The organism is Sphingopyxis sp. LC363, from assembly GCF_000756385.1.
In the GTDB taxonomy this organism is placed as follows: Bacteria; Pseudomonadota; Alphaproteobacteria; order Sphingomonadales; family Sphingomonadaceae; genus Sphingopyxis.
Map to the genome: position 1 here is coordinate 66,681 of NZ_JNFC01000072.1, position 20,870 is coordinate 87,550.

General features: G+C 64.1%; 25 protein-coding genes. 12 read left to right on the plus strand and 13 right to left on the minus strand.

What is annotated here, in order from left to right:
• Positions 1 to 2: 2 nt before the first annotated feature.
• A complete protein-coding gene (locus FG95_RS18785) occupies positions 3 to 482 on the minus strand; it encodes an Lrp/AsnC family transcriptional regulator (RefSeq protein ID WP_037557854.1) in 480 nt (159 codons plus the stop codon).
• 170 nt (positions 483 to 652) lie between these two features.
• Between FG95_RS18785 and phhA the strand changes: the two genes are divergently transcribed.
• The 9 genes from phhA to FG95_RS18830 all read left to right on the plus strand — a co-directional run bounded on the left by phhA (position 653) and on the right by FG95_RS18830 (position 9,004).
• Positions 653 to 1,525, plus strand: a complete 873-nt coding sequence (gene phhA / locus FG95_RS18790; RefSeq protein WP_037557856.1) for a phenylalanine 4-monooxygenase — start codon at positions 653 to 655, stop codon at positions 1,523 to 1,525.
• A complete protein-coding gene (locus FG95_RS18795; RefSeq protein ID WP_037557858.1) occupies positions 1,522 to 2,442 on the plus strand; it encodes a tryptophan 2,3-dioxygenase in 921 nt (306 codons plus the stop codon). The genes phhA and FG95_RS18795 overlap by 4 nt, the downstream gene beginning before the upstream one ends.
• Positions 2,439 to 3,068: an arylformamidase gene (kynB, locus tag FG95_RS18800; protein WP_037557859.1), complete on the plus strand. Its 630-nt coding sequence runs from the start codon at positions 2,439 to 2,441 to the stop codon at positions 3,066 to 3,068. The genes FG95_RS18795 and kynB overlap by 4 nt, the downstream gene beginning before the upstream one ends.
• On the plus strand, positions 3,065 to 4,306 hold the full coding sequence (kynU, locus tag FG95_RS18805; protein WP_037557861.1) for a kynureninase: 1,242 nt from the start codon (positions 3,065 to 3,067) through the stop codon (positions 4,304 to 4,306). Before kynB ends, kynU begins: the two co-directional genes overlap by 4 nt.
• The gene (locus FG95_RS18810) at positions 4,303 to 5,313 is read left to right on the plus strand and encodes a carbon-nitrogen hydrolase family protein (RefSeq protein ID WP_037557863.1); all 1,011 of its coding nucleotides are present in this window, start codon (positions 4,303 to 4,305) and stop codon (positions 5,311 to 5,313) included. Before kynU ends, FG95_RS18810 begins: the two co-directional genes overlap by 4 nt.
• On the plus strand, positions 5,310 to 6,446 hold the full coding sequence (locus FG95_RS18815; RefSeq protein WP_235211619.1) for a cupin domain-containing protein: 1,137 nt from the start codon (positions 5,310 to 5,312) through the stop codon (positions 6,444 to 6,446). The genes FG95_RS18810 and FG95_RS18815 overlap by 4 nt, the downstream gene beginning before the upstream one ends.
• A gap of 16 nt (positions 6,447 to 6,462) precedes the next feature.
• Positions 6,463 to 7,371, plus strand: a complete 909-nt coding sequence (locus FG95_RS18820; protein WP_037557866.1) for a fumarylacetoacetate hydrolase family protein — start codon at positions 6,463 to 6,465, stop codon at positions 7,369 to 7,371.
• A gap of 7 nt (positions 7,372 to 7,378) precedes the next feature.
• Positions 7,379 to 8,131: a maleate cis-trans isomerase family protein gene (locus FG95_RS18825; protein ID WP_037557868.1), complete on the plus strand. Its 753-nt coding sequence runs from the start codon at positions 7,379 to 7,381 to the stop codon at positions 8,129 to 8,131.
• 249 nt (positions 8,132 to 8,380) lie between these two features.
• A complete protein-coding gene (locus FG95_RS18830) occupies positions 8,381 to 9,004 on the plus strand; it encodes a PilZ domain-containing protein (RefSeq protein WP_037557974.1) in 624 nt (207 codons plus the stop codon).
• Between the two features lie 3 nt (positions 9,005 to 9,007).
• Here FG95_RS18830 and FG95_RS18835 read toward each other — a convergent pair whose 3' ends face one another.
• From FG95_RS18835 to FG95_RS18850, 4 genes are all read right to left on the minus strand, one after another.
• Positions 9,008 to 9,652 (minus strand): FABP family protein, encoded by a 645-nt coding sequence (locus tag FG95_RS18835; RefSeq protein WP_037557870.1) that lies wholly within the window; start codon positions 9,650 to 9,652, stop codon positions 9,008 to 9,010.
• A gap of 21 nt (positions 9,653 to 9,673) precedes the next feature.
• The gene (gene aguB / locus FG95_RS18840; protein WP_037557873.1) at positions 9,674 to 10,525 is read right to left on the minus strand and encodes an N-carbamoylputrescine amidase; all 852 of its coding nucleotides are present in this window, start codon (positions 10,523 to 10,525) and stop codon (positions 9,674 to 9,676) included.
• A gap of 55 nt (positions 10,526 to 10,580) precedes the next feature.
• The gene (locus FG95_RS18845; RefSeq protein WP_037557874.1) at positions 10,581 to 11,564 is read right to left on the minus strand and encodes an agmatine deiminase family protein; all 984 of its coding nucleotides are present in this window, start codon (positions 11,562 to 11,564) and stop codon (positions 10,581 to 10,583) included.
• A 132-nt stretch (positions 11,565 to 11,696) separates the two neighbouring features.
• Complete coding sequence (locus FG95_RS18850) at positions 11,697 to 13,382, minus strand: M28 family metallopeptidase (protein WP_037557877.1); 1,686 nt, start codon at positions 13,380 to 13,382, stop codon at positions 11,697 to 11,699.
• A gap of 150 nt (positions 13,383 to 13,532) precedes the next feature.
• Between FG95_RS18850 and FG95_RS18855 the strand changes: the two genes are divergently transcribed.
• Positions 13,533 to 15,494 carry a S9 family peptidase gene (locus FG95_RS18855; protein WP_037557976.1) on the plus strand — a complete coding sequence of 654 codons (1,962 nt, stop codon included), beginning with the start codon at positions 13,533 to 13,535 and terminating at the stop codon, positions 15,492 to 15,494.
• Between the two features lie 63 nt (positions 15,495 to 15,557).
• Here FG95_RS18855 and rpsD read toward each other — a convergent pair whose 3' ends face one another.
• The gene (rpsD, locus tag FG95_RS18860) at positions 15,558 to 16,169 is read right to left on the minus strand and encodes a 30S ribosomal protein S4 (protein ID WP_037557879.1); all 612 of its coding nucleotides are present in this window, start codon (positions 16,167 to 16,169) and stop codon (positions 15,558 to 15,560) included.
• Between the two features lie 214 nt (positions 16,170 to 16,383).
• Between rpsD and FG95_RS18865 the strand changes: the two genes are divergently transcribed.
• Positions 16,384 to 16,698 (plus strand): chorismate mutase, encoded by a 315-nt coding sequence (locus tag FG95_RS18865; protein ID WP_037557881.1) that lies wholly within the window; start codon positions 16,384 to 16,386, stop codon positions 16,696 to 16,698.
• A gap of 6 nt (positions 16,699 to 16,704) precedes the next feature.
• On the opposite strand, the gene FG95_RS20660 is transcribed toward FG95_RS18865, so the two are convergent.
• From FG95_RS20660 to rpiB, 7 genes are all read right to left on the minus strand, one after another.
• Positions 16,705 to 16,926, minus strand: a complete 222-nt coding sequence (locus FG95_RS20660; protein ID WP_152567713.1) for a hypothetical protein — start codon at positions 16,924 to 16,926, stop codon at positions 16,705 to 16,707.
• A gap of 150 nt (positions 16,927 to 17,076) precedes the next feature.
• Positions 17,077 to 17,343 (minus strand): hypothetical protein, encoded by a 267-nt coding sequence (locus FG95_RS18870; RefSeq protein ID WP_037557884.1) that lies wholly within the window; start codon positions 17,341 to 17,343, stop codon positions 17,077 to 17,079.
• Positions 17,344 to 17,379: 36 nt separating this feature from the next.
• Positions 17,380 to 18,108 carry an RNA methyltransferase gene (locus FG95_RS18875; RefSeq protein WP_037557886.1) on the minus strand — a complete coding sequence of 243 codons (729 nt, stop codon included), beginning with the start codon at positions 18,106 to 18,108 and terminating at the stop codon, positions 17,380 to 17,382.
• On the minus strand, positions 18,105 to 18,572 hold the full coding sequence (gene nrdR, locus FG95_RS18880) for a transcriptional regulator NrdR (RefSeq protein WP_037557889.1): 468 nt from the start codon (positions 18,570 to 18,572) through the stop codon (positions 18,105 to 18,107). The genes FG95_RS18875 and nrdR overlap by 4 nt, the downstream gene beginning before the upstream one ends.
• Before the next feature lie 4 nt (positions 18,573 to 18,576).
• A complete protein-coding gene (locus tag FG95_RS18885; protein WP_037557891.1) occupies positions 18,577 to 18,795 on the minus strand; it encodes a hypothetical protein in 219 nt (72 codons plus the stop codon).
• 4 nt (positions 18,796 to 18,799) lie between these two features.
• Positions 18,800 to 20,107, minus strand: coding sequence for a serine hydroxymethyltransferase (glyA, locus tag FG95_RS18890; protein WP_037557893.1), 1,308 nt, complete (start codon positions 20,105 to 20,107; stop codon positions 18,800 to 18,802).
• Entirely contained in the window at positions 20,104 to 20,568 is a 465-nt protein-coding gene (rpiB, locus tag FG95_RS18895) for a ribose 5-phosphate isomerase B (RefSeq protein ID WP_037557894.1), read from the minus strand. Before rpiB ends, glyA begins: the two co-directional genes overlap by 4 nt.
• 112 nt (positions 20,569 to 20,680) lie before the next feature.
• Here rpiB and FG95_RS20975 point away from each other — a divergent pair, with 112 nt between their 5' ends.
• Positions 20,681 to 20,845 (plus strand): hypothetical protein, encoded by a 165-nt coding sequence (locus FG95_RS20975; RefSeq protein WP_200880227.1) that lies wholly within the window; start codon positions 20,681 to 20,683, stop codon positions 20,843 to 20,845.
• Positions 20,846 to 20,870 lie beyond the last annotated feature (25 nt).

Below are 20,870 nucleotides of genomic sequence, written 5' to 3' on the forward strand. Positions count from 1 at the left end.
GGTCAGTTGACGCGGTCGCGGCTCTCGGTCGTGCGCGCCCATTCGGCGAGATGGCCATGGCGCTTGATCGTCTTGAGGCACACCACCGTCTTCAAGCGCTGGACGCCGGGCAGTTTCGACAGATTGTGACGAAGCAGCTCGTCGAGATGGTCGGCCGATCGTGCGAAGATCTTCAGCAAATAGTCGCTTTCGCCCGCGGTCGTGTGGCACTCGACGACGGCGGGATGCGCGAGCACCGCGGCTTCGAATTCGATATGCGCGTCGAAGCGGATCTGCACCTCGACGAAGCTCTGCACCGCGAGGCCGATCGCGATCGGATCGAGGCGCGCGGCATAGCCTTCGATCACGCCGCTTTCCTCGAGATTTTTCACCCGCGACCAGCAGGGCGATTTGGAGAGGCCGACCTGCTCGCCGAGGTCGGCATAGGATTGGCGGCCGTCGCGTTCGAGCGCGGCGACGATCTTCCAGTCGAGCTTGTCCATGCGTTTCGTCCTTGAATGGCGGCAAGAAGCTAACATGGAGGAACATATTCCTTCAAATAAGAAAAAATGCAGAACGAATGACGATTTTTCGCCCCGCTTCGCCACCAAATCCGCACAATGTTCGCGCACGCGCAGGCTAGTCTGGCGGCCGAAGGTTTGGAGAGAGACCGATGGCCGCGACGCATATTTTCGACGTACCGCCCGAAGGCGTCGCGGCCGATTGGACAATGCCGCAAAACTGGCGTGCCTTCACCGACGGGCAGCACAAGACCTGGCGCGCCCTTTTCGAACGGCAGTCGGCGGCGCTCGACGGCTATGCGTGCCGGTCGTTTCTCGGCGGGCTCGACATTCTTCGCAAGCTGAAGCCGGGGGTTCCCGATTTCGCCGAACTCAACGCGCTGCTGAAACCCGCGTCGGGGTGGGAAGTCGTCGCGGTGCCCGGCTGGATCCCGAACGAGCCTTTTTTCGAGCATCTCGCGCACCGGCGCTTTCCCGCGGCCAATTTCCTCCGCTCGCCCGAGCAGATTGCGTACAGCGAAGAGCCCGACATGTTTCACGACATTTTCGGGCATGTGCCGATGCTGACCGATCCGGCCTTTTCGGACTTCCTCGTCGCTTATGGGCAGGCGGGGCTGCGCGCTGAAAAGCTGGGCGCGTCGGATTTCCTCGGGCGGCTTTGGCTTTATACGGTCGAGTTCGGGCTGGTCGTCGAGGATGGCGAGCTTCGCGCCTTTGGCGGCGGGCTGATGTCCAGCCTCGCCGAAACCGTGTCGGCGCTGACCGCGCCCGAACCGCGGCGGATTTGGCTCGATATCGAGCGCGTGATGCGGACCAAATATCATTTCGACCAGTTGCAGCAGACCTATTTCGTCGTTGCGGGCTTCGAGGAATTGCTGCGCGCGACCGAGGAAACCGACTTCGCCAGCATCTATCGCAAGATTGCGGGCGAACCGGCGCTCGAACCGGGGGATGGCTGGCCCGGCGATCTGGCCTATGAAGGACGTCTGCCGGCCGCTCCGGCAGGCAGAGAGGCACGCTCATGATCAGGCAGACGCGCGACGGCGGCACCGAAATTTTCGAGACCGAGATCGACGGCGAGACGATCCAGTGGGACAATGGCCTGACCTATGCGCGCCATATCCAGACGCAGCAGCTTCTGTCGGCGCAGGTGCCGGTGTCGGACAAGCCCGACGAGATGCTGTTCATCATCATGCACCAGACGATGGAGCTGTGGCTCAAGCTCGTCCTGCATGAAGGCCGGATCGTCTATGACGCGATCAAGGGCGACCAGCTCGAGATCGCGGGCAAGGGGCTCGACCGGATCGCGACGATCCAGCGCCACATGATCCACAGCTGGGAAGTGCTCGCGACGCTGACACCGCACGACTTCCTGACCTTTCGCGGTTTCCTGCGCCGCGCGTCGGGCTTCCAGTCGCAGCAATATCGCGAGCTCGAATATCTGCTCGGCAACAAGCGCGAGGATATGATGATCGTCCACAAGGACGACCCGCAAGCGACTGAAAGGCTGCGTGCGACGTTCGAGGCTCCGTCGCTCTATGACGAGTTGCTGCGGCTGCTCGCGCGGCGCGGCTTCGCCATTCCCGCCGATCATCTCGAGCGCGACTGGACCAAATCCTATGAGGCGTCGGAGGCGGTCGAGAAGGCATGGCTCGCGATCTACACCGATCCCGAGCATCACTGGGATCTCTACACCCTCGCCGAGAAGATCACCGCGCTCGAATATTATTTCCAGGAATGGCGCTTCAAGCACATGAAGACCGTCGCGCGCGTGATCGGGCACAAGCCGGGGACGGGCGGATCGTCGGGGGTCAATTACCTCGTCAAGGCGCTGAGCCTCAGCTTCTTCCCCGAACTCTGGTCGATGCGGACCGAGATGGTCGCGCCGCGGCAAGGTGGTGACTATGGGGGCGGCGATTATTCCGAAGGGACGCGCGCATGAGCCGGATCTGGGACATTTCGCAGCCGCTCCACGCCGCGGTGCCGGTGTGGCCGGGTGAGCCCGCCTTCGCGCTCCACAGCCATGCGGTGATCGGCGATGGGTGCCCGGTCAACGTCGGCGGCATGTTCACGCCGCTGCACGCAGGCACCCACGGCGATGCGCCGCTGCACTATGCCAATGACGGCGTCTCGTCGGCCGACTGCGACCTCGATCCCTATATCGGACCGTGCGTGCTGCTCGACGTGCGCCATGCGCGCGGGAGGGTCGAGATTGCCGATATCGACTGGACCGCGATCGACGGTGCCGAGCGCGTGTTGCTGCGAACCTATGAGCGGTTTCCGCACGAGGCGTGGGACGGCGATTTCACCGCGATCGCCAGCGAAGTGATAGCGCGGCTCGGCAGCATCGGCGTGCGCCTGATCGGCACCGATGCGGCATCGCTCGACCCCGAACAATCGAAGACGCTCGACGCGCATCAGGCGGTGAAGGCCGCTGATATGCGAATATTGGAAGGGCTGGTGCTCGATGATGTGCCGCCGGGCCGGTACGAGCTCGTCGCGCTGCCGCTCCGCATCGTCGGCGCCGATGCCAGCCCGGTGCGCGCCATCCTGAGGGAAATCGCATGACCGAAACGATCTTCGCGACCGACGTGGCGGCGCTCGATGCAGCCGATCCGCTTGCTCATTTTCGCGGGCGCTTTCACCTGCGCGAGGGGCTGATCTATCTCGACGGCAATTCGCTTGGCGCGCTGCCCAAGGCGACGGGCGAGCGGCTCGCCGACGTGATCGGCGACGAGTGGGGCGAGGGGCTGATCACCTCGTGGCTCGGCGCCGAATGGTCGACCGCGCCGCGCCGGATCGGCGACAAGATCGGGCGGCTGATCGGCGCGAAGCCGGGAGAGATCGTCGCGACCGATTCGACTTCAGTCAATATCTTCAAGGCATTGACCGCCGCGCTTTCGTTGCGGCGTGAACGGACGGTGATCCTGTCGGAAGCGACCAATTTCCCGACCGATGTCTATATGATGCAGGGGATCGAGGCTTTTTCGGGTGGGCGCGTGAAGGCGGTGACCGTCGCGCCGGACGATGTCGTCGATGCGCTGAACGATGATGTCGCGGTTCTGCTCTTGACGCAGGTCCACTACAAGTCGGGCCGTGTCCGCGACATGGCGGCAGTCACGCGGGCGGCGCACGAAGCCGGGGCGCTCGTCGTTTGGGATCTGAGTCACAGCGCGGGCGCGATCCCGGTCGACCTCAATGGCGCGAACGCCGACTTCGCGATCGGCTGCGGTTACAAGTTCCTGAACGGCGGCCCCGGCGCGCCCGCCTATCTCTTCGCCGCGGCGCGGCACCACGGCGCCACGCCGGTGCTGTCGGGCTGGTTCGGTCATGCGCGGCCGTTCGATTTCGAGGAGGATTACGACCCCGCCGAGGGGATCGAACGCTTTCAGTGCGGCACGCCGCCGGTGCTGGGGCTGTCGGCGCTCGAAGTCGGCGTCGACCTGATGCTCGAAGCCGACATGGCCGAAATCCGCCGCAAATCGCTCGCGCTCGGCGACTTGTTCATCGAGCAGATGCAGCCGCTGTGCGACGTTTACGGCTTCGAACTGGTGAGCACGCAGGGGCATGCGGAGCGCGGCAGCCAGGTCGCCTATGCGCATCCGCAAGGCTATCAGATCGTGCAGGCGCTCAAGGAATTTGACGTGATCGCCGACTTCCGCGCACCCGACATTTTGCGCTTTGGACTGACGCCGCTTTACCTGCGCTATCGCGACATCGTCGAAACGGCCCGCCGGCTCGAAAAGGTCTGCGCGATGCGCGCGTGGGACAAGCCGCAATATCACCAACGGGCGGCAGTGACATGAGCGAGGCATCGGCGCCCTTCCTGCCCAAATCGCGCGTCGCCGCGGTGCAGGCCGCGCCCGTGTTTCTCGATACTGCGCGCACGATCGACAAGGCATGCGCGCTGATCGCGGAGGCCGCGGGCAATGGCGCTGAGCTTGTTTCCTTTCCCGAGGTGTTCGTTTCCGCCTATCCTTATTGGAACTGGCTGATGACGCCGATCGAGGGCGCCGAGTGGCACGAGCGGCTGTACCGCGCGTCGGTGCTGGTCGATGGCCCCGAGGTCGCGGCGCTGTGCGATGCCGCGCGCGATCATGGCTGCACCGTCGTCATCGGCATCAACGAACGCGATCCGGTGAGCGTCGGCACGCTCTACAACACCAACCTGATCATCGGTGCCGACGGCAGCCTGCTCGGGCGGCATCGCAAGCTGGTGCCGACTTGGGCCGAGAAGCTGACTTGGGCGGGCGGCGACGGCGGCTCGATCCGCATTTACGATACCCCCGTCGGGCCGCTCGGCACGCTCGCATGCGGCGAAAATACCAACACGCTCGCGCGCTTCGCCTTGCTGTCGCAGGGCGAGCTGGTCCACGTCGCCAATTATATCGCGCTGCCCGTCGCGCCCGCGTCGTACAATATGGCCGAGGCGATCAAAATCCGCGCGACCGCGCACAGTTTCGAGGGCAAGGTCTTCACCATCGTCGCTTGTTCGGCGATAAGCCCCGAAATCATCGACGCAATGAGCGCCGATCGGCCGCAGAATCGCGAGTTGCTGTCGCGCCCGAACAGCGCCTTTTCGGGCGTGATCGACCCGCACGGCAATCTGGTCGGCGAGGCGCTGATTGATGACGAAGGCATCGTCTATGCCGATATTGACCTTGGCGAGTGCATCCGGCCGAAGCTGATGCACGACATCATCGGCGGCTATAACCGCTTCGACATTTTCAACCTGACGGTCGACCGGACCCCCCGCGCGTCGGCCCTGTTCGTCGACGAGCCGAGGCCCGCCGATTCCGAGGAGACGTCATGATGGCAGGCAATAGCACGATCGTCGATCCGCGTGACGATGTGCTCGGGCGGTCGCGCGTGACAGATACGCCCGAACTCGAAGCCTTTTATCAGGAGCTTGCGGGGCATAATGCAGGCGCCTTCTGGAAACGCGCCAATGCGATCGAGCCGTGGGAGCCGGAGACGCGCTATCGCCCGACGCTCTGGCGCTATGCCGAGATGCGCGACATGTGCCTGCGCGCGCTCGATCTGGTGAAGCCCGAAGAGGCGGGGCGCCGCGTCGTGACTTTGCTCAACGACAGCGATGCGGGGCGCGAGAATGTCGCGGTGTGCGGCTGGCTGTTCAGCGGCATGCAGGCGATGCGCCCCGGCGAAATCACCCCCGCGCACAAGCACACCGCGTCGGCGCACCGTTTCATCATGGAGGGGAAGGGCGCGTATACCGTCGTCGATGGGCATCATATCACGCTCGGCGCCAATGATTATGTGCTGACCCCGAACGGCGCCTGGCACGATCATGGCGTCCTCGCCGGGGGCGAGGTGTCGATCTGGCAGGACGGGCTCGATATCCCGCTGATGAACAGCCTCGAGACCAATTTCTACGCGGTCTACGACCAGCCCGCGCAAACGGCGGCGTTTCCGGTCGACGATCTGCCGCTGAGCTATGGTGGGGCGGGGTTGCGGCCCGAGGGCGTGCCAGCGTGGGAGAAGCCTTATTCGCCGGTGCTGGTCTATCGCTGGGAAGCGACGCGCGACGCGCTGTGGAACCTCGCCAAAGTCTCCGAGGGCACGCCCTTCGACGGGCATATGGTCCGCTATTCGAACCCGCTGACCGGCGGCTGGGCGCTCCAGACGATGGGCGCGCATATGCAGATGCTCAAAGGCGGTTTCCGCGGAAAGGCGCACCGCCACACCGGCAATGTCGTCTATAATGTCGCGGGCGGCCGCGGCTATTCGATCATCGGCGGCGAGCGGTTCGACTGGGCGACACATGACATTTTCTGCGTGCCCGCGTGGATGTGGCACGAGCATGTCAACCTCGATGCCTCTGAGGAAGCTTTCCTTTTCTCGTTCAATGACTTCCCTGTGATGGAGGCGCTCGGCGTCCGCATTGAGGAACCCTATTCCGAAAATGGCGGCCACCAGCCCGCCTGAGCAGACAGGACTATCTATGCGCTTTGTGACTTATCGCACGGTCGAGACCGAACCCCGGCTCGGCCTTATCCACGACGGGCTTGTGATCGACGTCGAATATTTCGGCGACGCGATCGGGCAGGATCTGCCCTCGACGATGCTCGATTTCATCGACTTGGGCCCGATAGGTCTGCGTTTCCTCGGCGAAGCGATCGAAAGCGCGACGACCGCCGACCTGATCGGCACCTCGCTGCCCGAGGGTAATGTCGCCTTGCTCGCGCCGATCCCGCGCCCGCGCAAGAATATCTTCGGTATCGGTCTTAACTATACCGAGCATGTTGCTGAATCGGCGCGCAGCCTCGACACATCGAAAGAACTCCCGCAGCAGCCGGTGATCTTCTCGAAGCCGCCGACCGCGGTCGTCGCGTGGAACGACCCGATCCGCCACAACGCGAAGGTCACGCAGCAGCTCGACTGGGAAACCGAACTTGCGGTGATCATCGGCAGCACCGCGCGCCACGTCGCGGAGGGCGACGCACTGAACCATGTGTTCGGCTACACCGTCATCAACGACGTGTCGGCGCGCGATTGCCGCCGCGCGGGGCAGTGGATCGTATCGAAGGGGCAGGACAGCTTCGCGCCGATGGGGCCGTGCATCGTGACTGCCGACGAGATCGGCGATCCGCACAACCTCAACATCCTGACGCATGTGAACGGGGTCGAGAAGCAGAACAGCAACACCCGCTTCATGCTGTTCAACGTGCCGCAGTTGATCGCCGACATTTCGGGCGTGATGACGCTCGAACCCGGCGATATCATCGCGACCGGAACCCCGGCGGGGGTCGGCGCGGGGCGTGATCCGCAGGAATTCATGTGGCCGGGCGACGTCGTCGAATGCACCGTCGAAGGCATCGGCACGCTCCGTAATCCGATCGTCGCGGTCTGAGCGCGATATGACACGCCCCATTCGCATCGGGCAGATCGTGCCCAGCTCGAACGTCACGATGGAAACCGAAATCCCCGCGCTGCTCCGCGCGCGCGAGGCCATCGCGCCCGAACGCTTCACCTTCCACTCGTCGCGGATGCGGATGAAGAAGGTGACGAAGGAAGAACTGGCGGCGATGGACGCCGACTCCGACCGCTGCGCGCTCGAATTGTCCGACGCCGCGGTCGATGTGCTCGGCTATGCCTGCCTCGTCGCGATCATGAGCATGGGCGAAGGGTATCATCGCGTTTCAGAAGCCCGCCTCCACCAGCGCACGGTCGAGAATGGCCATGCGGCGCCCGTCGTCACCAGCGCCGGCGCGCTGATCGAGGGGCTGAAGGCGCTGCGGGCGAAGCGCATCGCGCTAGTCGCGCCCTATATGAAGCCGCTGACCGAGATGGTCGTCGGCTATATCGCAAATGAGGGCGTCGAGGTCGCCGACTGGCTCGCGCTCGAAATCCCCGACAATCTGGAGGTCGCGGCGCAGGATCCCGCCAAGCTGCTCGACCATTACAAGCGGCTCGACCTGACCGGCGTCGACGCGCTCGTCCTTTCCGCGTGCGTCCAGATGCCGTCGTTGCCGGCGGTGCAGCGGATCGAGGATGCGATCGGGAAACCCGTGATATCGGCGGCGATTTGCACCGCGCACCAGATGCTCGCGCGGCTCGGGCTTGCGACGCGGGTTCCGGGCGCCGGCGCGCTGCTTTCCGGCCGCTATTGAGCCAATGCCGATATCTGCCGATCCGGCGCTTAATCCCTGCATTCCACCACCGTAAAATATGCAAAATGCGACATTCGCCTTCACGGGGTGCGCGCGTTTCCGGCGCGTGACGACGAAGATGTTAACGATGATCTGCAACATGATTGAATTATATGACTAATTCTAGTATTGCGGTGGCGTGGGGATTGTGTGTTTTGCAGTATAGACAAGCACTTATGCTTGTTCCGCTGCTTCTATAAGGTGGACGGCATGAACCAACATCGCTTCTCGGATCCGGCAGAGGAGCGGGATATCGCCGCCAGCACCGATCGCCGCGAAGGCGATCGCTATCGCACGGTCTGGCGGATCGCCAAGGTGATGCGCAACGGCGACGCGGGCTTGTGGCGGGTCCGCAACATTTCCGACCGCGGCATGATGCTCGCGGCCGATGTCCCCATCGCGGTCGGCGAAAAGCTCGAGATCGCGCTTTCCGATACCGTTACGATCCGCGGCGAGGTCGTCTGGTCCGACGCAGGACGCTGCGGCGTCTCCTTCGACAAGGAAGTCGACGTCGCCGACGTGCTCAAGCAATTGGCGGCCGAGCAGCGCGCCACCGGCTATCGTCAGCCGCGCCTGCCGGTGCATACGAAAGCGCAGGCGGTGACCGATGAGGGCGCGGCGACGCCCATCGAACTGGTCGACCTGTCGCAGAACGGCGCGGGCTTCGTCCACGACGGCCATTTCGAGGTCGGCAAGGAATTCGACCTCATACTCGCCGGCGACGTCAAGCGCCGCGCGATTGTGCGTTGGTCGCGGGCCGGGCGCGGCGGCCTGTGGCTGACGCAGCCGCTCGACCGCGCCGACCTGGAAAGCATCCGCCGCTTCGAAAGCTGATGCTCAGGCGGCGCCGCGGACGATCTTCGCCCAGGGGTTGAGGTCGGGCTCGGCGATTTTTGTCAGGCGGTTGCGGTCGCGATGGAGGAAGGGCTCGCCCTTTCCCTTCACCATCAAGGTCGTGTCGGACACATAGCTCCACGACCCGTCGTCGTGAAAATCGACCGTCAGTTGATAGGCATCGGTGCGAAAGGCGAGTTCGAGGAAGCTCGTCGAGCAGATGCCATATTCGGTTTGGCCGCGCTCCGCCTTGACGACGAGTTGTTTCGCATCGGGCGCAGCGTGGCCCGCGGCGATTGCGATCTGCCCGCGCGGGATCGCGAGCGTCTGGAGGATCAGGCCCGTCGACGCCTCGTAGAGCCAGTAACCGACCTGATCGTGGAAGGCGATATCCTCTTCGCGCGTGTTGACGTGCAGATGATAGCGCAGCCCGTAGAAGAGCTGCGGGCCGTTCGCCTGCGGGTCGATCGGCTGCAGCTCAATCCGCTCATAATATTCGCGCGTTTCGGGGCCGTCGGCCTTGGGGTTGATATCGACCCCGCGCTGGCCCTCCCAGATTCCGGCAAGCCGCCGCAGCGGGCCGAGGTTGGCGAGCGTTTCGGGATCGACGTCCTCGGGCTCGGTGAAGATATCCGCGGGTAATTCCATCGCTTGCCCCCTTGCTGGCGATCAGATGTCCTCGACGAGCCGCCCGTAAAGCTGGGGCCGGCGGTCGCGGAAGAAGCCCATGCCGGCACGGTGCTTCGCCGCGCGGTCGAGGTCGATCGTCTCGACGAGCACCCCGGTTTCGCTCGCGCCAAAGGCCTGCGTCATGTCGCCCCATTCGTTGGTTATGAAGCTGTGGCCATAGAAATTCGCGTCGCCCTCGGGCCCGATGCGGTTCGCGGCGACCACCGGCATGCAGTTCGACACCGCATGGCCGTGCATCGCCCGGCGCCACATGCGGCTGGTGTCGAGGTCGGCGTCATAGGGTTCGGACCCGATCGCGGTCGGATAGAAAAGCAGTTCGGCGCCCATCAGCGCCATCGCGCGCGCGCATTCGGGATACCATTGGTCCCAGCAGACGCCGACGCCGATGCGCGTCCCGAAAACGTCCCACACCTTGAAGCCCGTGTTGCCGGGACGGAAATAATATTTTTCCTCATAACCCGGGCCGTCGGGGATATGACTTTTGCGATAGGTCCCCATGATCGCGCCGTCGGGGCCGATCATCGCGAGCGTGTTGTAATAATGCGGCCCGTCGCGCTCGAAGAAGCTCGTCGGGATCGCGACCTTCAGCTTCGCCGCCAGCGCCTGCATCGCCACGACACTCGGATGCTCGGTCGTCCGGCGCGCGGTCGCGAACAGCTCCTCTTCCTCGACCTGGCAGAAATAGGGGCCTTCGAAGAGCTCGGGGGGCAGGATGACCTGCGCGCCTTTCGCCGCCGCTTCCTCGACAAGCGCCGAGACGGCCTCGATATTCGGTTCGACGGGGCCGGGCAGGGCAAGCTGTAGCGCGGAGACGGTGATGGTGCGGGTCATGGCCTATCCGGTGTGCGGGAGTCGGGGCGGAATATAGGGGGCTTCGCGCCCGATGCTAGCTAGGAAGCTGCTGGCTCGAGCAATGGAAGCTGCCGCCGCCGACGATGATCCCGCGCGCAGGAACGCCGACCGCGCGGCGGTCGGGGAACAGTGCGGCAAGGGTGTCGATCGCAGTCTGATCGTTAGGAACGCCATAGATCGGGACGATCACGACGCTGTTGCCGATATAGAAGTTCATATAGCTCGCCGCGGCGATTTCGCCGCCGATCTCGACCCGGCCGGGCGATGGGAGGTCGACGATTTCGACCCCGCCGAACGCCGCGGTGCGCGCGCGGGCATCGGCATAGATATGCGCATTGGGATCGTCCTCGCCCGCCGCGACCGGCAGCGCGAGCCGGCCTTCGCCGACAAAGCGCGCGAGATTGTCGACATGGCCGTCGGTGTGATCGCCGACGAGGCCGTTGCCGAGCCACAACAGCCGCTCGATGCCGAGTGACTGGTGCAGCCGCACCGCAATATCCTCGCGCGTCAGCGACGGATTGCGGTTGAGATTGAGCAGGCATTCCTCGGTGGTGACGCAAAGGCCGCTACCATCGACATCGATGCCGCCGCCTTCGAGCACCCAGTCCTGATCGTCGACCGGCAGCCCGCTTTCGCGTGCCAGCGCGGCGCCGATTTCCTGGTCGCCCGGCATGACGAACTTCTCGCCCCACCAGTTGAATTTGAAATTGCGCGCGCGGCGTCCCGTGCCCGTTCCCGCGATGATCGGCCCAGTATCGCGCAGCCAGATGTCGCCCAAGGGCTGGACGAGAATCTTCACGCCCGGATCGACGAGCGCGGCGGCGATGTCCGCCTGCCGCGCATCGTTGACCACGAGCCGCACCTCTTCGCCGCGGCCGCCGTCGTGGACGGCGTTGGCGAAGGCGGCGACGTCGCGCCGTCCTTCATCGATCGCCCCCGACCATTCCTCTGCGAGGTGCGGGAAGCCAATCCACACGGCATCGTGCGGCGCCCATTCGGCAGGCATGCGTAGGGTCATGTTGCTTTCCGGTATAGAGCTATCTCGAAATCCGTTCGCCCTGAGCCTGTCGAAGGGCCGTTCTTTTCCTGCACCGTCGAAAAGAAGGACCGTGCTTCGACAAGCTCAGCACCAACGGATGAGGGGATTACCCTATTTCGCAGCAGCGCGCGACTTGTCGCGGGCGGCGCGGAATTCGTCGCCCTCGACCCAGTTCGGCCACGCGTCGGTCATCGCGAGCATGCGGCCCGCGGCATAATAGAGGCGCAGGTCCGACATCATGCCGTCCCAGTTGGTGATCGCCTCATATTCGTCGCCCGGCGCGTGATAGCGGTTCTTCTCATAATCTTCGGCCGCCTTCTTGCCGGCCTCGACCCCGCCCTCGACCAACTCGTCGCCGCTGCCGAAGTTGAACATCGGCACGCCGAGCTTGGCGAAGCTGAAGTGATCCGAACGGTAATAAAAGCCCTTTTCGGGGGTCGGCTCGGCCTTGACCGTACGACCCTCCATCTTGGCGAGCTTTTCGACATAGGCGTCGAGTTCGGACTTGCCGCCGCCGACAACGACGATGTCCTTGGCAGGTCCGCTGGCGTTGAGCGCGTCCATGTTAACGCCGCCGACCGTCTGCGCGAGCGGGAAGATCGGGTTTTCGGCATAATATTTCGAGCCGAGCAGGCCCGATTCCTCGGCGGTGACGGCGAGGAAGACGATGCTGCGGTCGGGCGCGCCCGCCTTCTGAAAGGCATGCGCCAGCGTCACGAGGCCCGCGATGCCGCTCGCATTGTCGACCGCGCCGTTGCAGATGTCGTCGCCGTCGACCGGCGTGCAGCGGCCGAGGTGATCCCAGTGGCCGGTGTAGAGAACATATTCTTGCGCGCGCTTGGCGCCCGGCAGCACGCCGATGACGTTGCGCGACATCTTCTTCGAAATCGCGTTGTCGAAGCTGAAATTCGCCTTCACGCCGGTCAGCGCGACGGGCTTGAAACCCTTCTTCTTGGCGGCCTCGCGCAGCGCGTCGAAATCCTGCCCGGCGCTCGCGAACAGTTCCTTCGCCTTGGGAAGCTGGATCCAGCCGTTGGCGACGGTCTGGTCGGCGCCGCCATTCTTGCTGTCGGCCAGATATTGCGTCCCCGTATTGCTCGATTCGACGACGTTCCAGCCATAGGCGGCGGGCTCGGTGTCGTGGACGATCAGCACCGCCGCGGCGCCCTGCCGCGCGGCTTCCTCATATTTGTACGACCAGCGGCCGTAATAGGTCATCGCGCGGCCGTTGAATTCGCCCTTGGCTTCCTTGGTCTGCCAGTCGGGATCGTTGACGAGGACGATGACGGTCTTCCCCTTCACATCGAGCCCGGCATAGTCGTTCCAGCCCTTTTCGGGGGCGTTGATGCCGTAACCGACGAAGACGACGTCGCTGTCCTTGACCGCGGTCTTCGGCTGCACGCGATAGCTGAATGCGACATAGTCCTTCGCATATTGCGCGGTGACCGGCGTCTTGCCGCCGGTGAAGCTCAGCGGGGTTGCGTTCTTCGCGGTGATCTCGACCAGCGGCACGTCCTGCGTCCACTTGCCGTTGTTCCCGGGCTTCAGCCCCGCTTCCTCATATTTCTTGATGATATAGGCGACGGTCTTTTCCTCGCCCGCGGTGCCGGGCGCGCGGCCCTCATAAGCGTCCGACGACAATTCCTTGGTCACCTCCTGAAGCGTCGCGAGCGACAATTCGGGGATTTCGACATCGGGAATGGCGACGGCCGACGTGGCCGTCTTGTCCGACGCGTTGCACGCGGCAACGGTCAGGAGAACCGCAAGGGCTGCGGTCGATCGGGGGAAACGAAGCATGGAAGTTCCTCGGGTTTTCGTATTCGACCGCGGGCTTGTGCCAGCCCCGTGCCGGGGGCGCAAGCGCCGCTTGTGGCACTTTCGGCGCTTGGAAAAGCGGACGTCGGCTTTTAGAGAAGCAAAAGGGGACCGGATAACAGGGGGATGGATATGCGGGGGCGCTGGCTATATTTGCTGGGTTTGGGGATTGCCGCGGGGGCGGCGCAGGCGCAGGAGAATGATCTGGAGCGCCGCTTCGGGGCGCAGGAAGGGGTCGCGCAAGTGAGCCTGTCGCCCGACGGGCAGCAGATTGCATTCGTGGCGCCGAACAAGGGTCTGGCCAACGACCTCTATGTCGTCCGTATCGAAGATGGATCGGCGCCACAGCGTATCCTGCGAGCGAGCGGCGATCCCGAAACGCTCAGATGGTGCCGGTGGGCCACCGACGCTCGCATCGTCTGCCAGGTCGCGGGGAGGGAGAAGATCGGCGAATTCGTCTACGGCTTCACGACATTGATCGCGGTCGATTCCGCTGGCGGCAACGTCAAGACATTGAGCAAACGGCGCGGCGCCAATTCGATCGGCTTCGACGGGCGGGGCGGGAGCGTGATCGACTGGCAGCCTGGAACCCCTGATAGCCTTCTGATCATGCGCAGCAATGTCCGTGAGGCCAATCTCCACTCGGCATCGCTCCTGAAGAAGGATGAGGAAGGGATGGGCGTCGATTTGGTGGACCTGTCCGGAGACCTCATAAAAATTGCCGAAAGGCCCCAGCGTGATGCGGTCGAATATATCACCGATGGCCAAGGCAACATCAGGATCATGGGGGCTTTGACGGCCGCCGGAAGGACAGGCTACCCGACCGACCGGATACGCTATTTCTTTCGGGACGACAAAGGTGGAGACTGGCAACCGCTGTCGGCGTTCGATCTTGTCCGGCACAATGGATTCGACCCCTTTGCCGTCGATGCCGAAAGCAACCGGGCTATTGGTTTGGCAAAGGTTGACGGTCGCGATGCCGTCGTCGCAGTTCAGCTCGACGGAACGGGCAAGGGACAGACATTGTTCCGGCACCCTCGGGCCGATGTGGATGGACTGGTTCAGGTCGGTCGCGACCAGCGCGTCATCGGTGCGACCTATGTTACCGATCGTCGGCAAATGAAACTGACCGACCCTCGTCTGTCGGATATGGCCCAGTCGCTTTCCAAGGCTTTGGGCGGACGCAGCGTATATTTCATCGACGCATCGGTCGGCGAGGCGCACTGGCTGTTGTGGGCAGGCTCCGACACAGATCCGGGCCGTTACTATCGCTATACGCCGACATTGAAGCAATTGCGGCCACTGCTCGAGGACCGCCCTGCGCTGGCCGACCTGGCGTTATCGCCCGTCCGGCCGGTTCGTTATCCAGCCGCTGACGGGACCATGCTCTCGGCTCATCTGACGCTGCCGCCCGGCCGTGCCGATGCGGTGGGGTTGCCCGCCATCGTCATTCCGCATGGCGGACTGGCCGATCGCGACGAATGGGGGTTCAACTGGCTCGCGCAATATTTTGCCCAGCGCGGATATGCGGTGGTGCAGCCCGATTATCGGGGGCTGACGGGCTATAGCGAGCAATGGTTTCGCGACGGAGGTTTTCAATCCTGGCGCACCGCCATTGGCGACGTCAGCGATGCGGGGCGCTGGATCGTGGGAGAGGGCGCCGATCCAGGCAGGCTGTCCATCGTCGGCTGGGGCTATGGCGGCTACGCCGCACTGCAATCGGGCGTCGTGGCGCCATCCTTGTTCCGGTCGATCGTGGCGATAGCGCCCATTACCGACCTTCAGAAGCTGAAAGACGCCAGCACCAAGTTCAGCAATAATTTGGTCATGCAGCAACTCCTCGGTTCGGGGCCCCATCTCCGCGAGGGATCTCCGGCACAAAATGCGGAGCGGATTCAGGCTCCGGTGTTGATGGTCGCCGGCGGGCTCGCTCATGACTCCACAATCGACCAGGTTCGCGCCATGCACGGCGCGCTGTCGACGGCCGGAAAAAAAGTCGAGTTCATCGAATATCCGCGCGTAGCCCAGGACATCGGCGACAGCGATGTTCGCGCCGAGATGTTGCGACGTATCACGCAGTTCCTGCCGCGCTGACGCAGCGCAAAAAAAAGGGCGGCCAGATCGGCCGCCCTTCTGAATTGGTTCCTGGAAACCCGATCAGCGCGAATAGAATTCGACGACGAGGTTCGGTTCCATCTTCACCGGATAGGGCACTTCGTCGAGCGTCGGGACGCGGACGAAGGTCGCCTTGGTGCCGTCGATGGCGAGATATTCGGGCAGGTCGCGTTCGGGCAGGCTCTGGGCTTCGGCGACCAGCGCCATTTCCTGCGCCTTCTTGCCGAGGGTGACTTCGTCGCCCGGCTTCACGAGGCGGCTCGCGATGTTGCACTTCACGCCGTTCACATAGACGTGGCCGTGGCTGACGAGCTGGCGTGCCGAGAAGATCGTCGGCGTGAACTTCGAGCGGTAGACGACGGCGTCGAGGCGGCGCTCGAGCAGGCCGATCAGGTTCTGGCCGGTGTCGCCCTTCATGCGCGAAGCCTCAAAGTAGTTCTTCTTGAACTGCTTTTCGGTGATGTCGCCGTAATAGCCCTTGAGCTTCTGCTTCGCGCGAAGCTGGATGCCGAAGTCCGACATCTTGCCCTTGCGGCGCTGACCGTGCTGGCCGGGGCCATATTCGCGGCGGTTGACCGGGCTCTTCGGGCGACCCCAGATATTTTCGCCCATCCGGCGGTCGAGTTTATACTTGGCGCTCTGGCGCTTCGACATTGTCGTCTCCAATTTGCTGTGTGCCGAAGGATTTCGGCTCGTTCCCGGGTCGCACCATATGGATGTCTCGACAGGCTCGACACCATATGCGACCGCCGCTTCACCGGGGTGCGGGGTCCATTGCGAAGGCGCGCGGTTAGACGGAGAGGTCGGTAAAGTCAAGCGGCAAGCCCGCCGCTCGACAGCGGCGAAAAAGCCGCTAAAGGCAGCGCGCATGACGTCCGCCAAACTTCCAGAACAATGCGAAACGATGATCGAGGTCCGCGCCGGGGTCGATCAGGTCGACCGCGAACTCGTTGCGCTGCTCGTCCGCCGCTTCGGCTATATGGATGCCGCCGCGCGCATCAAGACCGACCGCAATGCCGTCCGCGATGAAGCGCGCAAGGCCGAGGTGCTGGGCAATGTCGCGCGCGCAGCCGAAGCTGCCGGGCTGGAGCCCGAGCGGCTGCGCGCGGTGTGGAACGAACTGGTCGAACAGTCGATCGCTTATGAGGCGGTCGAATGGGACCGCGCGCGCGCCGATCGCTGAGACCGGTTAGTTGGTTGAACCGCCTGCCGGGGCTTCGGCGGGTGCCGGGGCCGTCTCGTCTTTCGGCTTCGCGGTTTCGACGACCGTGCGGCACACGCGTTTGGGTACAGTGCTGCCGGTGACCTCGATTTTTTCGCAGACCTTTTTGGGTTTTGCTGCTTTTGCCGGGGCCTCTGCGCTATTGGCGGCGCTTGCCGCCAAGGCAAGGGAAAGCATCGCGGAAATCATAAACTGTTCGCTCCGTGTAAAGAGGCGGCTCTACTGCGTCCGGGCGATTGGTCGCCAGCTTCGTTCAGCCGCATGGGATACCTGGCCCGTTCTTCCTGCACCTCGCGAACCTGTCGGACCAAATGCGATGTTGCAGGACCGAGACCGGTATTAATTGACCGCGCCGTTACCGGTATTGGCCTTGTAGCCCTGGTCGACCAGATCGAGAGATTGTGTGCCGTCGCGGGCTTGCGCGGCCCATTGCTCCTGGGTCTTGCAGACGCGGCGACCGATCGAACTGCCGGTCATCTTCGTCGACTTGCAGATTTTCTTCGGTTTGGCAGGTTTGGCCGTCTGAACCGAGGCGGTCTGGTCGCTGGCAGCCTGATCCGGCGCGCCGGCCACGGCGAGTGCGAGCGAAAGAATGAGCGTCATCATGGAGGCATCGATCCTATATTATATGATTCTGCGGGCTTAGCTCTTTTCTTTTGGGCGGCCAAGCGCCGTAACGATGCCGTGCATCATGCGGATGTCATTATAAGACCAGCCCGTCTTGGTTAGCGCGTTCCTCAAGGTCCGCAGCGTCATTTCGCGTCGTTCGGGCGGGAAGAAATAACCGCTCTTGTCGAGATCGCGCTCCAGATGCTGGATGAATTCCTCAAGTACGCCATGCTCCGCCGGGGGATCGAGCGGCACTTCGGGCGGGCTCGCCAGCGCGACGCCTTTCGACCATTCATAGGCGAGCAGGATCACCGCTTGCGCGAGGTTGAGCGACGCGAATTCGGGGTTGATCGGCACGGTGACGATCTTGTGCGCGAGGGTGACGTCGTCGGTTTCGAGTCCCGAGCGTTCGGGCCCGAAAACATAGGCCGAGCGTCCCGCGCTGGCATGGACCTCGCGGGCGGCCGCTTCCGGCGTCAGCACCGGTTTGGTGACGCCGCGCTTGCGCACCGTGGTGGCATAGATGGTCGTGCAATCGGCGACCGCGTCGGCGAGCGTATCGAAAACCAGCGCTTCGGCCAGCACGGCATCGGCGCCCGACGCCGCCGGGCCGGCATCGGGATTGGGCCAGCCGTCGCGCGGGGCGACGAGGCGCAGTTCGGTCAGCCCGAAATTGAGCATCGCGCGCGCCGCCTTGCCGATATTCTCACCAAGCTGCGGACGGACGAGGACGATGACGGGGGGCGGGGCGGCCGCGGTCATTTGATCGGCCGCGCAGCCTCGGTGATCGTCGAGGCGAATTCCTCGAAATCCTTGGCTTCGGTGAAATCGCGATAGACGCTGGCGAAGCGGATATAGGCGACATTGTCGAAGCCCTTGAGCGCCTCCATCACCATTGCGCCGATCTGCTGTGCCTGCACTTCGCTTTCGCCCGAGGTTTCGAGCTGGCGCTGGATGCCCGACACCAGCCGTTCGATGCGCGCGCCGTCGATCGGGCGCTTGCGGCACGCGATCTGAACGCTGCGCATCAATTTCTCGCGGTCGAAGGGTTCGCGCGTCCCGCCCGTCTTGAGCACCGCGACTTCGCGGAGCTGGATGCGCTCGAAGGTCGTGAAGCGCGCGCCGCAATCCTCGCACTGGCGGCGACGGCGGATCGCCGCGCCGTCCTCGGTCGGACGGCTGTCCTTCACCTGGCTGTCTTCATGTCCGCAATAGGGGCAGCGCATAGGCCTAGCGTTTCACCCGGTTGAGCAGCACAACAGCCGCCCCGACGAACAGGCCGACCGGCCAGCTCACCACCGGCAGCGCCGCACCCAGAACCGTACCGATCCCGGCCCCGACGAGTACCGGACGCGTCGAGGGATGATCCATTCCCTGCTTGCCCATCGCCTTGATCTCTTCGATCGTCAACTCGACCAGCGTCGGTTCCTCGGGGTGCTGCCGCGCCATCGTCTTATCCCTGATAGATGGGGAAGCGCTCGCACAGCGCGCGGACGCGGCCGCGGACATTGGCTTCGACGTCGGCGTCGCCATGCTCGCCCTTGTCGCGCAACGCTTCGAGCACGTCGGCGACCATATCGCCGATCTCTTCAAACTCGGCGATGCCGAAGCCGCGCGTCGTGCCCGCGGGCGATCCGACGCGGATGCCACTGGTCTTGACCGGCGGCAGCGGGTCGAAGGGCACGCCATTCTTGTTGCAGGTGATCGCGCTGCGCTCGAGCGCCTCGTCGGCGTCGCGGCCGGTGATGCCGAGCGGGCGGAGGTCGATCAGCGCGAGGTGCGTGTCGGTGCCGCCCGCGACGACATCGGCGCCGCGCGCCTTCAGCCGGCCCGCAAGCGCCTGGGCATTGGCGATGGTCGCCTTCGCATAGGTTTTGAACTCGGGGCGCAACGCTTCACCGAAGGCCACGGCTTTCGCGGCGATGACGTGCATCAGCGGGCCGCCCTGCAGCCCGGGGAAGACCGCCGAGTTGATGCGCTTGGCGATCGCTTCGTCATTGGTCAGGATCATGCCGCCGCGCGGGCCGCGCAGCGTCTTGTGCGTCGTCGTGGTGACGACATGCGCATGCTCCATCGGCGAGGGATGCGCGCCGCCGGCGACGAGGCCGGCGAAATGCGCCATATCGACCATCAGCAGCGCGCCGACATCGTCGGCGATGGCGCGGAAGCGCGCGAAATCGAGCGTGCGCGGATAGGCCGAGCCGCCCGCGATGATCAGCGACGGGCGATGTTCCTTCGCCAACGCCTCGACCTGGTCGAAATCGACGAGATGATCGTCGGCGCGCACGCCATATTGCACCGCGTTGAACCATTTGCCCGACATGGCGGGCGCCGCGCCGTGGGTCAGGTGGCCGCCGGCGTCGAGGCTCATGCCGAGGATCGTTGCACCCGGCTTGGTCAGCGCGAGCATCACGGCGCCGTTAGCCTGTGCGCCCGAATGCGGCTGGACGTTGGCGAAGCCGCAGTCGAAGAGCTGTTTCGCGCGGTCGATCGCGAGCTGTTCGACCTCGTCCGACGGGGCGCAGCCCTGATAATAGCGGCGGCCCGGATAGCCTTCGGCATATTTGTTGGTGAACACGCTGCCCTGCGCTTCGAGCACCGCCTTCGAAACGATATTCTCCGACGCGATCAGCTCGATCTGATATTGTTCGCGTTCGAGTTCATGCTTCATCGCCGCCGCGACCGCGGGGTCGACTGTGCCGACGCCGTCGGTGAAATAGCCGGCCGATTTGATGGGCTTGTCGAGCGTTTCGGTGGTCATCGGCTGGTCTCCAGTTGGGCCAAATTGACGGGAGGATTGGAAAGCTTGTCCACGCGGCGCGCGTGGCGGTCGCCGGCGAATTCGGTGGTCAGGAAGGCGTCGAGGCACGCCTTGGCCATGTCGATGCCGGTCAGGCGCGCGCCCATCGCGACGACGTTGGCGTCATTATGCTCGCGCGCGAGTTTCGCCGACAGCGGCTCGGACACGAGTGCGCAGCGCGCGGCGGGGTTGCGGTTGACCGAAATCGAAATGCCGATGCCCGAACCGCATAGCGCGACGCCGCGGTCGGCGCGCCCCTCAGCGATCGCGGCGCCGAGGCGATAGCCATAGTCGGGATAGTCGACGCTTTCGGGGCCGTTGGTGCCGAGATCCTCGACCTCATGCCCCTGTTCGCGCAGCCAATCGGCAAGCGCGGCTTTCAGCTCGTAAGCGGCGTGGTCGGAGGCGATGGCGATGCGCATGATGCGGCTCCCGAGGGGTCTAAGGGAATCGATGAGCGGCCTTTAGGCCAAGCCGCGCGAATTGGCCATAAGCGAGGTGGCAAATTTGTGACGGCGCCGATAAAGCCGCCCCATGTCCGACACGATCATGTCCATCCTGATGTTGACCGGGGTGCTGCTTACCGGCGGTGCCGTCATCGTCTTCCGCAAGGGCGATCGTCGCCGCGCGCGGCTGATGCTGGTCGCCGCGCTGGTGATGTTCGCGAATGTCGCGATCTGGCTGGTGCCGGTGAAATAATAAAAGATCCTCCCTGCCGCGAAGC

What these genes read in the sequence shown, in the direction of transcription:
- kynU (WP_037557861.1), top strand. Translation starts at nt 3,065, where the DNA reads ATGACCGAAACGATCTTCGCGACCGACGTGGCGGCGCTCGATGCAGCC.
- FG95_RS18795 (WP_037557858.1), top strand. Translation starts at nt 1,522, where the DNA reads ATGATCAGGCAGACGCGCGACGGCGGCACCGAAATTTTCGAGACCGAG.
- FG95_RS18865 (WP_037557881.1), top strand. Translation starts at nt 16,384, where the DNA reads ATGACGTCCGCCAAACTTCCAGAACAATGCGAAACGATGATCGAGGTC.
- FG95_RS18885 (WP_037557891.1), bottom strand. Translation starts at nt 18,795, where the DNA reads ATGGCGCGGCAGCACCCCGAGGAACCGACGCTGGTCGAGTTGACGATC.
- FG95_RS18830 (WP_037557974.1), top strand. Translation starts at nt 8,381, where the DNA reads ATGAACCAACATCGCTTCTCGGATCCGGCAGAGGAGCGGGATATCGCC.
- rpsD (WP_037557879.1), bottom strand. Translation starts at nt 16,169, where the DNA reads ATGTCGAAGCGCCAGAGCGCCAAGTATAAACTCGACCGCCGGATGGGC.
- FG95_RS18845 (WP_037557874.1), bottom strand. Translation starts at nt 11,564, where the DNA reads ATGACCCTACGCATGCCTGCCGAATGGGCGCCGCACGATGCCGTGTGG.
- FG95_RS20660 (WP_152567713.1), bottom strand. Translation starts at nt 16,926, where the DNA reads ATGATTTCCGCGATGCTTTCCCTTGCCTTGGCGGCAAGCGCCGCCAAT.
- FG95_RS18875 (WP_037557886.1), bottom strand. Translation starts at nt 18,108, where the DNA reads ATGACCGCGGCCGCCCCGCCCCCCGTCATCGTCCTCGTCCGTCCGCAG.
- FG95_RS18870 (WP_037557884.1), bottom strand. Translation starts at nt 17,343, where the DNA reads ATGATGACGCTCATTCTTTCGCTCGCACTCGCCGTGGCCGGCGCGCCG.
- FG95_RS18850 (WP_037557877.1), bottom strand. Translation starts at nt 13,382, where the DNA reads ATGCTTCGTTTCCCCCGATCGACCGCAGCCCTTGCGGTTCTCCTGACC.
- phhA (WP_037557856.1), top strand. Translation starts at nt 653, where the DNA reads ATGGCCGCGACGCATATTTTCGACGTACCGCCCGAAGGCGTCGCGGCC.
- FG95_RS18835 (WP_037557870.1), bottom strand. Translation starts at nt 9,652, where the DNA reads ATGGAATTACCCGCGGATATCTTCACCGAGCCCGAGGACGTCGATCCC.
- glyA (WP_037557893.1), bottom strand. Translation starts at nt 20,107, where the DNA reads ATGACCACCGAAACGCTCGACAAGCCCATCAAATCGGCCGGCTATTTC.
- rpiB (WP_037557894.1), bottom strand. Translation starts at nt 20,568, where the DNA reads ATGCGCATCGCCATCGCCTCCGACCACGCCGCTTACGAGCTGAAAGCC.
- FG95_RS18810 (WP_037557863.1), top strand. Translation starts at nt 4,303, where the DNA reads ATGAGCGAGGCATCGGCGCCCTTCCTGCCCAAATCGCGCGTCGCCGCG.
- aguB (WP_037557873.1), bottom strand. Translation starts at nt 10,525, where the DNA reads ATGACCCGCACCATCACCGTCTCCGCGCTACAGCTTGCCCTGCCCGGC.
- FG95_RS18825 (WP_037557868.1), top strand. Translation starts at nt 7,379, where the DNA reads ATGACACGCCCCATTCGCATCGGGCAGATCGTGCCCAGCTCGAACGTC.
- nrdR (WP_037557889.1), bottom strand. Translation starts at nt 18,572, where the DNA reads ATGCGCTGCCCCTATTGCGGACATGAAGACAGCCAGGTGAAGGACAGC.
- FG95_RS18855 (WP_037557976.1), top strand. Translation starts at nt 13,533, where the DNA reads ATGCGGGGGCGCTGGCTATATTTGCTGGGTTTGGGGATTGCCGCGGGG.
- FG95_RS20975 (WP_200880227.1), top strand. Translation starts at nt 20,681, where the DNA reads ATGTCCGACACGATCATGTCCATCCTGATGTTGACCGGGGTGCTGCTT.
- kynB (WP_037557859.1), top strand. Translation starts at nt 2,439, where the DNA reads ATGAGCCGGATCTGGGACATTTCGCAGCCGCTCCACGCCGCGGTGCCG.
- FG95_RS18820 (WP_037557866.1), top strand. Translation starts at nt 6,463, where the DNA reads ATGCGCTTTGTGACTTATCGCACGGTCGAGACCGAACCCCGGCTCGGC.
- FG95_RS18785 (WP_037557854.1), bottom strand. Translation starts at nt 482, where the DNA reads ATGGACAAGCTCGACTGGAAGATCGTCGCCGCGCTCGAACGCGACGGC.
- FG95_RS18815 (WP_235211619.1), top strand. Translation starts at nt 5,310, where the DNA reads ATGATGGCAGGCAATAGCACGATCGTCGATCCGCGTGACGATGTGCTC.